At 62.1% G+C, this 14,616-nt stretch carries 16 protein-coding genes and 4 tRNA genes; 9 read left to right on the top strand and 11 right to left on the bottom strand.

Annotation, left to right across the window (positions count from 1 at the left end; genetic code table 11):
* Position 1: 1 nt before the first annotated feature.
* From CK498_RS00755 to CK498_RS00745, 3 genes are all read right to left on the bottom strand, one after another.
* Positions 2-1,141 carry a DUF294 nucleotidyltransferase-like domain-containing protein gene (locus CK498_RS00755; RefSeq protein ID WP_095618957.1) on the bottom strand — a complete coding sequence of 380 codons (1,140 nt, stop codon included), beginning with the start codon at positions 1,139-1,141 and terminating at the stop codon, positions 2-4.
* Between the two features lie 139 nt (positions 1,142-1,280).
* Complete coding sequence (locus tag CK498_RS00750) at positions 1,281-1,571, bottom strand: HlyU family transcriptional regulator (protein ID WP_095618956.1); 291 nt, start codon at positions 1,569-1,571, stop codon at positions 1,281-1,283.
* Positions 1,572-1,596: 25 nt separating this feature from the next.
* The gene (locus CK498_RS00745; RefSeq protein ID WP_095618955.1) at positions 1,597-2,817 is read right to left on the bottom strand and encodes an argininosuccinate synthase; all 1,221 of its coding nucleotides are present in this window, start codon (positions 2,815-2,817) and stop codon (positions 1,597-1,599) included.
* A gap of 164 nt (positions 2,818-2,981) precedes the next feature.
* Here CK498_RS00745 and rnt point away from each other — a divergent pair, with 164 nt between their 5' ends.
* Positions 2,982-3,647, top strand: coding sequence for a ribonuclease T (rnt, locus tag CK498_RS00740; RefSeq protein ID WP_095618954.1), 666 nt, complete (start codon positions 2,982-2,984; stop codon positions 3,645-3,647).
* 159 nt (positions 3,648-3,806) lie between these two features.
* Here the strand turns inward: rnt and grxD are convergent, their stop codons facing one another.
* Positions 3,807-4,142 carry a Grx4 family monothiol glutaredoxin gene (grxD, locus tag CK498_RS00735; RefSeq protein ID WP_095618953.1) on the bottom strand — a complete coding sequence of 112 codons (336 nt, stop codon included), beginning with the start codon at positions 4,140-4,142 and terminating at the stop codon, positions 3,807-3,809.
* A gap of 151 nt (positions 4,143-4,293) precedes the next feature.
* Here grxD and argF point away from each other — a divergent pair, with 151 nt between their 5' ends.
* Positions 4,294-5,214, top strand: a complete 921-nt coding sequence (argF, locus tag CK498_RS00730) for an ornithine carbamoyltransferase (RefSeq protein WP_095618952.1) — start codon at positions 4,294-4,296, stop codon at positions 5,212-5,214.
* A 130-nt stretch (positions 5,215-5,344) separates the two neighbouring features.
* Here the strand turns inward: argF and CK498_RS00725 are convergent.
* Positions 5,345-5,420, bottom strand: a tRNA-Ala gene (locus CK498_RS00725).
* A 248-nt stretch (positions 5,421-5,668) separates the two neighbouring features.
* Here CK498_RS00725 and uvrY point away from each other — a divergent pair.
* The 7 genes from uvrY (at position 5,669) to CK498_RS00685 (ending at position 10,189) form a co-directional block, all read left to right on the top strand.
* The gene (gene uvrY / locus CK498_RS00720) at positions 5,669-6,322 is read left to right on the top strand and encodes a UvrY/SirA/GacA family response regulator transcription factor (protein ID WP_095618951.1); all 654 of its coding nucleotides are present in this window, start codon (positions 5,669-5,671) and stop codon (positions 6,320-6,322) included.
* Between the two features lie 52 nt (positions 6,323-6,374).
* Positions 6,375-8,189, top strand: a complete 1,815-nt coding sequence (gene uvrC, locus CK498_RS00715; protein ID WP_095618950.1) for an excinuclease ABC subunit UvrC — start codon at positions 6,375-6,377, stop codon at positions 8,187-8,189.
* Positions 8,190-8,263: 74 nt separating this feature from the next.
* The gene (pgsA, locus tag CK498_RS00710) at positions 8,264-8,812 is read left to right on the top strand and encodes a CDP-diacylglycerol--glycerol-3-phosphate 3-phosphatidyltransferase (protein WP_095618949.1); all 549 of its coding nucleotides are present in this window, start codon (positions 8,264-8,266) and stop codon (positions 8,810-8,812) included.
* A 79-nt stretch (positions 8,813-8,891) separates the two neighbouring features.
* Positions 8,892-8,966 (top strand) — tRNA-Gly (locus tag CK498_RS00705).
* A gap of 122 nt (positions 8,967-9,088) precedes the next feature.
* Positions 9,089-9,162, top strand: a tRNA-Cys gene (locus CK498_RS00700).
* A 176-nt stretch (positions 9,163-9,338) separates the two neighbouring features.
* Positions 9,339-9,425 (top strand) — tRNA-Leu (locus CK498_RS00695).
* Between the two features lie 347 nt (positions 9,426-9,772).
* Positions 9,773-10,189: a type II toxin-antitoxin system YafO family toxin gene (locus tag CK498_RS00685; protein WP_095618947.1), complete on the top strand. Its 417-nt coding sequence runs from the start codon at positions 9,773-9,775 to the stop codon at positions 10,187-10,189.
* A 475-nt stretch (positions 10,190-10,664) separates the two neighbouring features.
* Here the strand turns inward: CK498_RS00685 and CK498_RS00675 are convergent, their stop codons facing one another.
* The 6 genes from CK498_RS00675 to CK498_RS00650 form a co-directional block, all read right to left on the bottom strand.
* Positions 10,665-11,204, bottom strand: a complete 540-nt coding sequence (locus tag CK498_RS00675) for a hypothetical protein (protein ID WP_095618945.1) — start codon at positions 11,202-11,204, stop codon at positions 10,665-10,667.
* A gap of 2 nt (positions 11,205-11,206) precedes the next feature.
* Positions 11,207-11,506, bottom strand: coding sequence for a hypothetical protein (locus CK498_RS00670; protein WP_095618944.1), 300 nt, complete (start codon positions 11,504-11,506; stop codon positions 11,207-11,209).
* Between the two features lie 25 nt (positions 11,507-11,531).
* The gene (locus tag CK498_RS00665; RefSeq protein WP_095618943.1) at positions 11,532-11,741 is read right to left on the bottom strand and encodes a hypothetical protein; all 210 of its coding nucleotides are present in this window, start codon (positions 11,739-11,741) and stop codon (positions 11,532-11,534) included.
* On the bottom strand, positions 11,738-13,159 hold the full coding sequence (locus tag CK498_RS00660) for a hypothetical protein (protein ID WP_217987670.1): 1,422 nt from the start codon (positions 13,157-13,159) through the stop codon (positions 11,738-11,740). The genes CK498_RS00665 and CK498_RS00660 overlap by 4 nt, the downstream gene beginning before the upstream one ends.
* Positions 13,160-13,259: 100 nt before the next feature.
* Complete coding sequence (locus CK498_RS00655; RefSeq protein WP_095618942.1) at positions 13,260-13,622, bottom strand: hypothetical protein; 363 nt, start codon at positions 13,620-13,622, stop codon at positions 13,260-13,262.
* A 466-nt stretch (positions 13,623-14,088) separates the two neighbouring features.
* Positions 14,089-14,616 carry a GNAT family N-acetyltransferase gene (locus CK498_RS00650; RefSeq protein WP_176475675.1) on the bottom strand — a complete coding sequence of 176 codons (528 nt, stop codon included), beginning with the start codon at positions 14,614-14,616 and terminating at the stop codon, positions 14,089-14,091.

Here is a 14,616-nt window from a genome sequence, read left to right as displayed (position 1 = left end):
GTTACCCATTGTTGCCCATGCTCTTCGCCGTCTTGATCAGGCGCCGAACCTGCTGCAGATCGTGACGCAGTAGCAGGCGCTGGGCGTCGTCGAGCCGTGCCGTATCGATCCAGCCATCGGCGGCACGGCCAGCGGCCAGGCTGGTCAGCTGGGCATCCAGCACCAGCGCCTGAAGGCGCCCCAGGGCATCGCCCAGGGCGGAAGCACGTGCCGCGTCCAGCACGCCTGCCACGACCAACTCGCTGAGCCGGCCACGGGTGTCAGGCGCCCGACACCCCTGGCGCAGTGCCAGCAAGCGCACGCTGCCGGTCAGCGGCAGTAGCCCCTGGCGTTTGAGGTTGATGGCGCGCTCGTGGGGCGCGCCGTCATCGTCACCGACCAGACGCCCGAGGCGGTCAAGCGCCACCGGGGTTTCATCCAACAGGCTGGCCATCTCGTCGAGGAACAGCGCCGCCCGCGGCACCAGTGCCACCACCAGGTCGCGCAGCGACTCGGCCAGCGCCGGATCACCGTAGACGGCGTGGAAATCGAGCAGAATATTGGCCTGCTGCACGCGTTTGACGCGACGCTCGGCGGTCCAGATCTCCAACTGACGCCCCCACTCGCCGAGGCGCTTGCGCCACATCGGCCAGCGCGCCATGACATGGCCATTGCACAGCGGGATACCGGCCTCATCCAGCGTATCGGTCATGCGCTCGCCGAGCGCCTGGAAGTAGCCGTCGATCTCGGTATGCGCACGGTCCGGGTAGTCCTCGACAATCATCGCGTTGTCCTGGTCCGGCCCTAGCAGGCTCTCGTGGCGGGCGCCAGAGCCCAGCGTCAACACGCAGAAGCGCGCTGGCGGCTCCCCCCAACCGGAGCCACGCATGGCACTCAGGCCTTGCTCGACGGCTTGTCGGTAGAGCCAGTCGTTATGGTCGCTGAGCAGCTGGGCGATGCGCCAGGCCGGCAGGTCGAGACGCCGCAGTGCCTCGACCAGCTGCGGCTGCCACGCCTTGGCCTCGGCAAGGCGTGGCGTCGGCCCCAGTGCGGCCACGGCATCGGCCAGCGGGGCCAGCAGCGGTGGCCAATCACAGGGATCGGGGGGCGCGTCGCCGGCGAATAGCGCACGCCAGGGCGAGGCACGATGCAGCAGACGCATGGCAGGCTCCTTGGTGGTGCCCCCAGTGTAGCGCCCCGCCCCACCGCGGCGCGTTAAGCCAAAGGGCGCATAGGCACACCACAACCGCGCGCGGCGCCCCGAAGGGCGCCGCGCGACAGTGCAACAGCAGCTAAAGCGACTACTTGTCGAAGATGGCGTCCCCCAGATCGTCGATAAAGCGCTGCGCCTTGCTGATCATCAGCGACTCGCAGGCCTCACGTCCGGAGACCACGTCGGAGCGCTCGAAGCGGTGCTCGAGGGTCTCGCCCTCGGCAACCGGCTTGCGGATCCAGCCGCTGACGCGGTACTGGCCGTCGCGATCCTGGGGATCGGGAACGATCAGGTAGCCCTTGTACTCGACCGGCTCGGCCTCGGCGGCGGGCTTGTCGCCAGCGCCGCCGAGCAGGCCGGAAAACAGTTTCTTGAGCATCTGTGCCTCCTCGCTCGCCTGGCGATCAGTCCTGCTTGCGGCCCTTGCCGGCAGCGATGCGCAGACGCAAAGCGTTGAGCTTGATGAAGCCTTCGGCGTCTTTCTGGTCGTAGGCCCCGGCGTCATCCTCGAAGGTGGCGATGGACTCGTCGAACAGCGACTGCTCAGACTTGCGGCCGACCACGGTGGCGCTGCCCTTGTAGAGCTTCATGCGCACGACACCGTTGACGCTCTTCTGGGTCTCGTCGATGGCCGCCTGCAGCATGCGACGCTCCGGACTCCACCAGTAGCCGTTGTAGATCACCTCGGCGTACTTGGGCATCAGCTCGTCCTTGAGGTGGGCCTCCTCGCGGTCAAGGGTCAGCGACTCGATGGCGCGGTGGGCACGCAGCATGATGGTGCCGCCGGGGGTCTCGTAGCAGCCGCGTGACTTCATGCCCACGTAACGGTTCTCGACGATGTCGAGACGGCCAATGCCGTTGTCGCCGCCCAGCTTGTTGAGCTTCTCGAGCACCTCGTGGGGTTTCATCGTCTGGCCATCGATGGCCACGATGTCGCCCTTTTCATAGGTCAGCTCAACGTAGGTAGGCTGCTCCGGTGCCGCCTCGGGCGAGACACTCCAACGCCACATGTCCTCCTCAGCCTCGGCCCAGGGATCCTCCAGATTGCCGCCCTCGTAGGAGATGTGCAGCAGGTTGGCATCCATGGAGTAGGGAGATTTCTTCTTCTTGGTGGAGAAATCCACCGGAATCTGGTGCTGCTCGCAGTAGGCCATCAGTTTCTCGCGGGAGTTGAGGTCCCACTCGCGCCACGGTGCGATCACCTTGACGCCGGGCTTCAGCGCATAGGCACCGAGCTCGAAGCGCACCTGGTCGTTGCCCTTGCCGGTGGCGCCGTGAGAGATGGCATCGGCACCAGTCTGGTTGGCGATCTCGATCAGGCGGCGGGCGATCAGCGGCCGTGCGATGGAGGTGCCGAGCAGGTACTCACCCTCGTAGACAGTGTTGGCGCGGAACATCGGATAGACGTAGTCGCGCACGAACTCCTCGCGCAGGTCCTCGATGTAGATCTCCTTGACGCCCAGCGCTTGGGCCTTGGCGCGCGCCGGCTCGACTTCCTCGCCCTGACCGATGTCGGCCGTGAAGGTCACGACTTCGCAGTCGTAGGTTTCCTGCAACCACTTGACGATGACGGATGTATCCAGGCCGCCGGAGTAGGCGAGGACGACCTTCTTGACATCGGACATTCTGGGCTCCTTTAAGTAAACGTCGAAACCGTACGATTATAGCGCCGATGGGCGTCCACGAATACCGCCGCGCCGCGGCAAAGGCCTGGCAAAACTGTTAAACTCTCGCGCATTCAGAAGCGGGTGACCGCCAGGGAATTCGTTAATCGGGTAGGGAGAGGTACATGAGCGAGACAGTCGCCTGCGATCTGATGGCTAAGCGTTTTCGCAGTTTCCTGCCGGTGGTCGTGGATCTTGAAACCGGCGGCTTCAATGCCCAAGGCGATGCGATCCTCGAAATCGCCGCGGTGACGCTGGCCATGAACGCGGATGGCGTACTCGCCCCCGATGCCACCTACGCTTTTCACATCAGTCCCTTCGAGGGCGCCAACATCGAACAGTCGGCGCTGGACTTTACCGGCATCAAGCTCGACGACCCGCTACGCCAGAAAGTCGCCCTGAGCGAGGCGGAAGCCTTGGGCGAGATATTTCGTCCGGTACGCAAGGCGATAAAGGCCAATGGCTGCACCCGCGCGGTGCTGGTTGGCCACAATGCCGCCTTCGACCACGGCTTCCTCAACGCCGCGGTGGCGCGCTGCGGCATCAAGCGTAACCCCTTCCACCCGTTCTCGAGTTTCGACACCGCCTCGCTGGCGGGCCTGGTCTACGGACAGACGGTACTGGCTCGCGCCTGCCGCGCCGCCGGCATCGAATTCGACAACTCGTCGGCCCACTCGGCGCGCTACGACACCGAACGCACCGCTGAGCTGTTCTGCGCCATGGTCAATCGCTACAAGGACCTCGGCGGCTGGCATCTCGCCCAGCGCGAGCAGGGGATGGAGGAGGACTAGCGCCGAGCGCCACAGGGTGTCGTCTCCCACTATTCTGATACCAAACACAAGCCCCACGGGAATTGATTCCCGTGGGGCCGTGCTGCGTACGTTCTAGACCGTCGTGTCCAGCACCCAGCCGCTGGTGCTGGTGCTGGTGCTGGGCGCTTGCTGCTGTTGTTACGCGTCGTCCTGCTGCTTGGCGGCGGCGTCCTTGACCAGCGGCTCGAGCTCGCCGTTCTGGTACATCTCGACCACGATGTCGCAGCCGCCGACCAGCTCGCCGTTGACCCACAACTGCGGAAAGGTCGGCCAGTTGGCAATCTTGGGCAGCTCGGCGCGGATATCGGGGTTGTCGAGCACATTGACGAAGGCGAAGCGCTCGCCACAGGCCATCAGCGCCTGCACGGTCTGCGCCGAGAAGCCGCACTGCGGCAGCTGCGGGGTGCCCTTCATGTAGATGAGGATCGGGTTTTCACTGATCTGCTGCTGGATATTCTCTGCGGTGGTGCTCATGAGCACTCCTGTTCGGTTGGCTTGACGTTACCCCCCATTCTACTGATCCGCGCGCATCGAAAACACCCCTGCCATCGCGCGCACCGCCGGGCACATTGCGCTGCAGCGGGGGGATGGCTAGGATGACTGTTTTTTCTCGCGGAGCGACATCATGGCGACTCGCCATTTCCTGACCCTGTTGGACCTCTCGAGCGACGAACTCAGCTACCTGATTCGGCGCGCGATCAGCATCAAGAACGGCCTAAAGACACACGGCCCAACCTATACGCCGTTCTCGAACCGTACCCTAGCGATGATCTTCGAGAAGTCCTCGACGCGCACCCGCGTCTCCTTCGAGACCGCCATGGCACAGTTCGGCGGCCATGCGCTGTTCCTCTCCTCGCGGGACACTCAGCTGGGTCGCGGCGAGCCGGTCGAGGATACCGCCCGCGTGCTCTCGGAGATGGTCGATGCGGTGATGATCCGCACCTTCTCCCACCAGGGGCTGGAAGCCTTCGCCGCCGCCAGCAGCGTGCCGGTGATCAACGCCCTCACCGACGACTACCATCCCTGCCAACTGCTCGCCGACGTGATGACCTGGACCGAGCTGCGCGGCCAGATCCGCGGCAAGACCGCGGTATGGATAGGTGACGGCAACAACATGTGCCACTCCTGGATCAATGCCGCCCGCCAGTTCGACTTCCAGCTGCGAGTGTGCTGCCCTGAGGGCTACGAGCCGCGCCAGGATATCCTGGCCGCCGCTGGCGAGCGGGTCACGATCCTGCACGATCCGCAGCAGGCGGCCCAGGATGCCGACCTGATCACCACCGATGTCTGGGCCTCGATGGGCCAGGAGGAAGAACAGGCCAAGCGCGAGGCCGACTTCAGCGGTTTTCAGGTCACCGAAGCAATGCTCGATCGCGCCGCCAAGGATGTGCTATTCCTGCACTGCCTGCCAGCCCACCGCGGCGAAGAGATCAGTGCAACTCTGCTAGACGACCCTCGTGCGGTAGTCTGGCAGGAAGCCGGCAACCGCCTGCACGCCCAGAAGGCGTTGCTCGAATTCCTGCTACTGGGCCGGGTCGAGTCCTGAAAGCAGCCCCCTGTTGTCGGCAGGGGGCTGCTCACGCGGCCAACGACCGCGGGGCGTTCGCGGTGTTTTATAGCCCAATGAAAAAGCCGCCTGTCGCGGTGCGACAAGCGGCTGCTTCAGGGAATCTTGTTGGTGGAGCCTAGCGGGATCGAACCGCTGACCTCAACACTGCCAGTGTTGCGCTCTCCCAGCTGAGCTAAGGCCCCACGAATGGCAAGAATGGATTGCCACTGGATCTTGAAAGATCGCCTCTCACAAGACGAAGCGTATGATATACAAAGGGTTTGGTGGCGTCAAGCAGTGCCCGGAGGCGGCTTGCCATCGCGGGTTACGATAGCACCATCGCCAGTAACGATAACGCTATGGATTGGCGTACTAATTAAAGCTAAGCTTGCAGCGTCGGGCGAACCGCCCCGCATGCCGACGCCCTTTTTGGACAGATACGGGAGCTGACTTGATCAAGGTCCTTGTTGCAGACGATCACCATCTGGTGCGTACCAGCATAGCCCGGTTACTCGACGGCGAAGACGGCATTGCCGTGGTTGGCGAAGCCATCGATGGCGAAGAAGCCATCAGCATGGCCCGCCAGCTTCGCCCCGATATCGTCCTGATGGATATCCGCATGCCGGGGATCGGCGGCCTGGAGGCTACCCGCAAGATCGCCAAGGGCATGGCCGATATCCACGTCTTGGTATTGACCGCCTTCCTCGAGGAAACCTTTGCCCAGCGTCTGCTCGATGCCGGCGCCAGCGGCTTCATCAGCAAGGGTGCCGAGCTCGACGACATGGTGCTGGCGATCCGCAATGTCTTCGACGGGCAGCGCTACATCAGCCCCGAGATCGCCCAGCGGCTGGTACTCACCAAGATGGAGTCCAGCGAAAACCCCTTCGACAACCTCTCTCATCGCGAGCTGCAGGTGGCAATGATGATCGTCAACTGCCAGAAGGTCAGCGAGATCTCCGACCGACTCTACCTGAGCCCCAAGACGGTCAACACCTATCGCTACCGGATCTTCGAGAAGCTTGGCGTGCATTCCGACGTCGAACTGACCCACCTCGGCCTGCGTCACGGCCTGGTCGACGGCTATCGTAGCAGCGAGCAGGCCTGAGCGCGCAACGCCGATCTGATATGCTGGCCGCAGTTCCGGCCAGTGATTCACCATGAGTTTCGATTCCAAGCACTTTCTCGCCTCGGTCAGCGCCTCCCCCGGCGTCTATCGCATGCTCGACATTCAGGGCGATACGCTCTATATCGGCAAGGCAAAGCGCCTCAAGGCGCGCCTGGCCAGCTATTTCCGCGGCACCCTGAATACCAAGACCCAGGCACTGGTAGGCCGCATCGCCGATATACAGGTCACCGTTACGCGCACCGAGACCGAGGCGCTGCTGCTCGAGCAGACCCTGATCAAGGAGCTGCGTCCGCCGTATAACATCCTGCTGCGCGACGACAAGTCCTACCCCTTCGTGTTCGTCAGCGACCGCCACCCCTATCCGGCGCTGGAGTACAAACGCGCCCGGGCGCGACGCGACGACGGCCGCTACCTGGGCCCCTACCCCAGCAGCGGCGCGGTGCGTGAGAGCCTGTCATTGATGCAGAAGATCTTTCGTATCCGCAACTGCGAAGACAGCGTCTTCGCCCACCGCACACGGCCCTGCCTGCAGTATCAGATCCAGCGCTGCAGCGCGCCCTGCGTCGACTACATCAGCGAGCAAGACTACCGCCGCGACCTCGAGCACGCCGTCATGTGCCTGGAGGGCAAGAGCGAACAGGTCACCGACGAGCTGACCGCCGCCATGGAGCGTGCCAGTCAGGCGCTGGCCTTCGAGGAGGCGGCGCGTCTGCGCGACCAGGTCCAGCACCTGCGCCAGCTGCAGGCCCGCCAGTTCGTCGACACCGAGGGCGGCGATGCCGATATCATCGCTCTCGCAGAGCGCCCCGGCGCGCTCTGCGTATCGGTGATCAGCGTGCGCCAGGGGCGCATGCTCGGCGCGAGCCACTATGCCCCCAGCAACGGCCTCGACCTGGGCGCCGAAGCCCTGCTGGGCGAATTCGTCAGCCAGCTCTACCTGGGCCAGAGCCGCGAGGCACCCAGCGAGGTGATCACCACCCATCCGCTCCCCGACCGCGGCCTGCTGCAGGACGCCCTTTCCGCCCATGCCGGCAAGCGCGTGCGCCTGGCTCATCAGGTGCGCGGTCATCGCGCCCAGTGGCTGCAACTGGCGCAAACCAATGCCGAGCAGCAACTGGCCAGCCAGCTCGCCAACCAGCAGCAGCTGGCCAAGCGCTTCGCAGCGCTGCGCGACGCCCTCGACATGCCCGACACCCCGCAGCGCCTGGAGTGCTTCGACATCAGCCATAGCCACGGCGAGGCCACGGTGGCCTCCTGCGTGGTGTTCGACCACCAGGGCCCCATCAAGTCGGACTACCGGCGCTTCAATATCGAAGGCGTAGCCGCCGGCGATGACTATGCCGCCATGCGCCAGGCGCTGACGCGGCGCTTCAAGCGGCTGCAGGACGGCGAAGGCAAGCGTCCCGATGTGCTGGTGGTGGATGGCGGCAAGGGCCAGCTGAACATGGCCCGCGAGGTGTTCACCGAGCTCGGCATCGCCGACATTCGCCTGCTCGGCGTCGCCAAAGGCACCACCCGCAAGGCCGGCCTCGAGACGCTGTTCATCGAAACCGTGGAGCGCAGCCTGGCGCTGGACGGCGCCTCGCCGGCGCTGCACTTGATCCAGCACATCCGCGACGAGTCGCACCGCTTCGCCATCACCGGCCACCGCACGCGACGTGACAAGGCGCGGCGCACCTCGACGCTGCAGGATATTCCCGGCGTCGGCCCCAAGCGTCGCCGCGAGCTACTACGCTACTTCGGTGGCCTGCAGGGCGTGCGCAAGGCCAGTCGCCAGGACCTCGCCAAGGTGCCCGGTATCAGTGCCAGCCTGGCCGAGGCCATTCATCAGGCGCTACATGGCTGAGGCGCATGGATGAATCATGCCAAGACCGCTAAGATAGGGCTTTCCGTCCACCCCCCAGGACCTGCGACGCACAGATGAATATCCCCAATATCCTGACACTAGCGCGTATTGCCTTCATTCCGCTGCTGGTGGTGGTGTTCTACCTGCCGTTCAGCTGGAGCATGCCGCTAGCCGCCGGGCTATTTGCCATAGCGGCAATCACCGACTGGCTCGACGGCTATCTGGCGCGACGCTGGGACCAGAGCACGCCGTTCGGCGCCTTCCTCGACCCGGTGGCAGACAAGCTGATGGTGGCAGTGGCGCTGGCGCTGCTGATCGAGCGCTATGACGTGGTATGGCTGACCCTGCCAGCGCTGGTGATCATCGGCCGCGAGATCGTGATCTCGGCGCTACGCGAGTGGATGGCCGAAATGGGCAAGCGCGGCACGGTGGCGGTATCGTGGATCGGCAAGCTCAAGACCACCCTGCAGATGACGTCGATCTTCCTGCTGCTGGGCTTCTCCCCCGGCTCGCTGATTGCCAACCTGGGCGTACTCACCTTGTTCGTCGCCGCCACGCTGACATTGTGGTCGATGGTCCAATATCTACGTGCCGCCTGGCCGCATCTGAGTCGCGCCATGTAAGGCGGTCTCGGCCGCCTTGCCAACGGTAATAAACGATTGACAAGCAGCGGGTTATGCGTAGAATACGCACTCGAATCAAGCGGGAATAGCTCAGTGGTAGAGCACAACCTTGCCAAGGTTGGGGTCGCGAGTTCGAATCTCGTTTCCCGCTCCATGATTCGGCATGGGACAAGCTAGAAGCGAGCAGTATCGCGAGCCGGTGCGCCGGTCCGATCGCATCTCGTTTCCCGCTCCATGATTCGTCGGGAATGTGCTTTTGCTATTCCTGACAAGAGAGGCTGGATGGCAGAGTGGTTATGCAGCGGACTGCAACTCCGTGTACGCCGGTTCGATTCCGACTCCAGCCTCCATTTTCGTCTGTACGATATTCTTCGCTGTGCAAGATCCCCCGCTCGAACTCCCGCCCGGATGGCGAAATTGGTAGACGCAAGAGACTTAAAATCTTGCAGGTATCGGGGAAAAAACACATTAAATTCAATATCTTAGAATGATCTTGAATTTTTATGTAGCGCTTATGTATCACCATGCGGGTGTGGTGGAATTGGTAGACACATCAGACTTAAAATCTGAAGGCCGTTAGGCCGTGCCGGTTCGAGTCCGGCCACCCGTACCATTCTCCCCCCTCTTCAGTAAGCATTGGACAGCTCGCCTCACCATCCCCATACTATGGGAATGGCAACGTCCAACTATGAGGCTGCCGCTATGATTTTGAAAGACTATCGAAAACCCTCTGTCCTACAAGGCCGTGATCACCGTGATGATCAGGTAGCGGAAAAGCTGCGCGTATACACTGGCAAGAAAAGAGCGCGAGGCCTTGTCGTCATGGGGAGAGGCGTTGAGAGGGTTGTTCAGCGTAACCGTGAGCTAACCACAGAGCAGCGCATCAAAGGCTACCGCACCGCGGACTTCATCGAAACCTAGCCGCCTAAGAAATTTAGCAACCCCACCCTAAGGGACTGAATGGCAAAGGTATTCACCACAACGCAGCTTAGAGACGCCTTGGGTGAAGATTCCTTCCGTCAGCTTCGTGATGAGTTTCTCGACTGGCTTCAGGTTGGCGAATATGAGCATATAACCTTTGGCAAAGACAGCGCCTTTCGCACCCCGCGCTTGGCAGTAGATGAAGAATTGCGCCACGTCCATCTAATCCCCATATTTGACGAAGCCGCACGAGACCAATGGCTCTTGCGCTACCAACGTCGATCCCGCAAGACATCAAGTCGCATTCTCGTCTACACGCGTGGGTATTATGATCCTGAAAAATATCTACTCATTGATATACTCGATGAACCAGATGGCCATGATCTAATGTGCCAAGACCCTCAGCTAATCAATGCCTTGGCTGAGCTAGCGGAACGTTTTCGGCAACAATACTAGCCCCCCGCCCACTCAACGGCCCCATGCCCCCGCCCTTTTCCCGCCAATTGGATTTAGTCCTTACCCCCCGCTCAGGGCCAAAACGCTCGTACACCTCGGGAACGGCCCGATTCATGGCGGCTTGAGTGAACTTCCTCCCGGCGTCCAGGCCATGGATCATGGCGGAGGCCACTCTATCCGCATCGGCGTCACACAGGCGGCATAGGTGGCGCAGCAGGGGCATATCCACGGAAGTAATATCTTCCAGCGCCTCGCCTTGGTCGCCATGGTGAGCCTTGTCCCTGAGAGCCGCTGTGCAGTCTGAGTAGTATTGACCGAGTGCCGCGCCAAACAGGTTGCTACAGGCATTAGCCAGCTCTGCCCGCGTTTGCCGTGACTCGTCTACCTCGGGGTAGTACACGCGCCACGGGTGGTCGATGCTCTCGGCTTCCATCGCTGCCCCTCAGAATGAAGCGGCCCCCGTAGGGGCCAGGAATCAGCCAGCCAGTTGGCGGCGAACTGTCGTCCGGTGTGAGCGCTCAGCAGGGGCAAAGTCAGGGGTTGGATGCACTAGCGCGGCGATGCGGTCGGCTGTCTCACCATCCACGGTGCAGCCTGGGGCGGCCTGACGACGTTGCTCCATGCGCTTGGCCTGCTCGCCTAGCTCGGTGCGGGCCTCTGCCAGTTGACGCTCCAGCGCGGCGACGTGATCAGCCTGGGCCACCAGCGACGCCTGGGCATCATCAAAGCCAGCAGCAGCCTCGGCGGCACGGGCACGACGCTCGGCGGCCTTCAGTTGAGTGAAGCAACGGCCCAGCGCCTCGACCTCCAGCTTGCGCCGATTCTCGGCCTCAATGGCACCAATGGCGTCATCCATCGACGCGGCCATGCTCGCGGCAGGCTTGCCGGGATTCATCGACGCGGAGAGCTGTTCGCGGGCCAGGGATACGTCGCGGGCCAGGGCGTTGAATTGCTGGGCGCTGGCGTCCGGGTTATCCAGCAGCTCGGCGGCCTGTTGAATCAGATCCTTGCTCATGATCAGGCCTCCGGTGCCAAGTCTGCGGGGTTAAACTTGTCGGGGTCAGTCGGCGCGGTGCGTCGGGTATCCTCGACGGGGGCGCCCTTGCTGGGCAGGTCGTCGGGTGCCAGGTCGTCAGCCCATCCCTTGGCGGGGGCTTTGCTCCGGCTAGTGTTAACGGCAACGTTCTTGCCATCGAAGCTCAGGTTGGCATGGGCTGGGTCAATGCCGTGCTTTTTCAGCAGCTCGACAAAATCAGCGGCGAATGCCTCGGTTTTCTGATCAGTGCCGGCGGGCACGTTGTTGGTAATGAATTGCATAGCAGTGCCCTCCAGGGCGGTTGGGTTAATGCAGTGTTGCCCCGGCGCGTTCGGCCAGGGCGGATTGGATTTCTAGCCGCGCTAGTGTCGGTTGAACCTGGGCGGTGACTGCGGCCACCACCTCGATATGGTTCTGCTGTTGCAGCTCGATCAGTTGCAGCACGGTGCTCCGAAGTTTTTCGAATTCTTCATCCGTGACACTCTCGACGGCGGTGCCTGTGTGAATCGGAATCATCGGCGCATCCCCATGCGGTGCCGGCGTGGTAGCAAGATGCCTGCTTTGCTGCCGGTGTTGCCGTTCGTGGTGACGATGGCGCCCGCCACGCTGTTAGCCAGGTCATCATGCCCACCTGGGCCGTGGTCGATGGTGTCCTTGCCACTCCGAGCGGTGCGGCGCTCCAGGGAAACAAGCTCTTTCATCAGTTGGGCCGAATCTGGTAACTCCACGCGGGCGGAATTCATCAGCGGGAGCATGTCGCGGTACAGGTCGGAGCGTGGGCGGTCGGCGATCTTGTAGCGAATGCCGTACTTGTCGAACAATTCACGCGGGAACTGTCCGCCGTATCGGTCGCCAGTAACGTCTTGGCAGCGGTACTGCTTCAGCAGGGCGGCGTATTCCTCGACCACAGCGTCAGGTGAGAACGGCGGCTTGCGGCTGCGGGTGGCATCGACCACCACGGTCTGCCCCTCAAGGTGGGCAATGGCCAGGGTCCAGGCGTCCTTCGATCCCCCTGAAGGGTCAGTGAAGGCGACGTAACGGGCATTGTCTGTCGGGGGCAGCTCCACGCGACCCGGCACGGTGCACTGCTCCACTACCTCGCGGGTGATGAATCCCTCAACGTCACTACGGAATTCAGCCAGGTACTCGGCTTTAGCGCTGGCCTCGTCACGCTCCATGGCCTGATCGACCACGCGCTGGGGCAACGTCGGGTTCATGGTGCGGCTAGGCGCCTTGGCTACCAGGATCGGGCCAGGCTTGCCGAACTGTCGCTTGTAGGCGTCCCACAGGGCACCACGGCGGGCGTACGGGCTCGACAGGGCCACCAGGCGGCCGTCCAGCGTGGCCATGGCCGGGCGTATCGCGTTGATGATTTCATGGTCAGGGTTGGCGCTATCCTCGGAGCGCCAGAACGCTATCTCGTCGGCGATGCAGCAGGCGACCGTGTAACCACGCACGGCCCGGAAACTCGCCGTATGGACTTCAATAGCGGTGCGGTTGCTCAGCTCTACGGCTTCCTTGTCCTCGCGTACGATCATCCGTTCAAGCATGGGGTTGGAGTGCAGCAGGCCGGTGATATACCGGAATGCGCTGCGGGCTTGGCGCCTGTCAGCGGCCAGCACCATGATGGTCGCCACCTCGCCGGGGCTCAGGCGGTCGGAGTAGTCACGAAAGGCGGCCTCGTAGACGGCCAGGAGGGCGGCACACTGCGACTTGCCACCACGGCGGCCCACCACTAACCATAGCTCGTCATGCGGCGCCCTGGGGGCTGCCTGCTGCTTTGTGAGGGCCTTCCAGTGCTTACGCTCTGCATAGGTCAGGTCGAGCCCGTAGAAGCCGCTCAGCAGTGCCCGCCACGCCTCGAAGGATTCCCCGCCGAACTGCTCGCCGAATAGGGCCGGGTCTGTCATGGCGTCGCGGATGGTGACGTTCATCGGGCCACCTTCAGTGATTCCAGAATCGCCAGCATCGCGGCGGGGTTAGACTTGGCACCACGACGGCCAGCCACAATCCAGAAGACATTGGTTTGCTTGATCATTGGGCGGCCCCCTCACGGCGGGCGATGTACTCACCGAGCGAGGGAACGTTCTTTGCCTTACGCTCCAGGCCCAGCTTGGACAGGATGCCCATCAGCGTATTGTTAGCGGCGGTGATCTTGCCCATGTCCGCATCGCCACCCTCTGCAATTGCCGCTTCAGACTGGGCAATCCATTGCTGAAGGAATAGAGCACGCTCGACCAATACCCGCTGCTGGAATGACAGGTTCTCGACACCGCCCAAGTCTGACGTGAATTCGTGATAGCGGCGTGCCATCGCGTAGCCAAAGGCCGTTCGCTTGTCGATATTCTCCAGCCACCCGCTGGTGAAGGATTCAGGCAGGCTTTTTAGTCTTGCCATATCTAATTACCTTTCGTGCTGGACGCGGTGATAGTTCGGCGATCAAGTGGCGACCAATACCCGTTCAAACTCGACCATCTGATACTCATCTGATACATATTATACGCCTCTCAGATTAACTTACTATATAACAGTAGCTTGAACGTCTTTTAGGGGGACTATATATCCATAAGAGGCGTGTCGGTGTCGATGCGCGGAGGGTACTGGTCAAAATAGGGGTGGGATGAAATGCTGACCAATCGGTCATGTATTCGGGTGTCAGTGGTGACGCAGGTGACGCGGGTGACGCTTAATCCCACATTCCCCTATACCCACAAAAACATATTCAATTACTCAGTGACGGTTATAAGTGTCACTATTTCTTTCTCCCCCATCATGGAATGTCGAAACGTCCGTCACTAGCGTCACTGTCCGTCACCGTCAGCCCTTAGAAAAGAAAAACCCCGCGCTAGGCGGGGCTCTCACTTCACGATGCTCGACGTTCTCGCTCTACCTGCGCTGCCATCCATCGCCCAGCATCAAAGGCTTCACCAGGGATGATTCGGGCAATGAAGGGAAGGCGGGCACCTTTCTTCGTGGTACTACCGATCAGGTCGCCATCATTCATTGACTTCCGCCATACGCTGAAACCGAATCGCTGATAATACGGCTTCAGCCTCGGATGGCAGGCTAGTTGCAGGTAGCGGTATCGTTTTACCGCCTCTTTCACCAGCAGGCTCCCCACACCCCACCCACGGGCCGCCTTCCCGACGTACAGCCAGTGCAACCTTACAGCAGCCCCCCTTTTCTTAGGGGTCAGGATGGCGTAGCCCAGCAGACTACCGTGATATTCAGCAGCCAGTACCGTGACTCCCGTTTCGGGAAGCGCATACACATACGCCATCGCAAACCGTTCGGCTCGCTCATCAGCGGTTAAGTCGTCGTACTCGTCCATCGCCATATGCATCATGAGGTTGTAGCGATGATCCCTTCCAGTTGCCTCGATAACTCTCAT

The sequence above is a fragment of the Halomonas salipaludis genome, assembly GCF_002286975.1.
GTDB classification, from domain to species: domain Bacteria; phylum Pseudomonadota; class Gammaproteobacteria; order Pseudomonadales; family Halomonadaceae; genus Franzmannia; species Franzmannia salipaludis.
The sequence above is the reverse complement of the archived record's forward strand: the minus strand, read 5'-3'. Positions and strand labels throughout refer to the sequence as shown.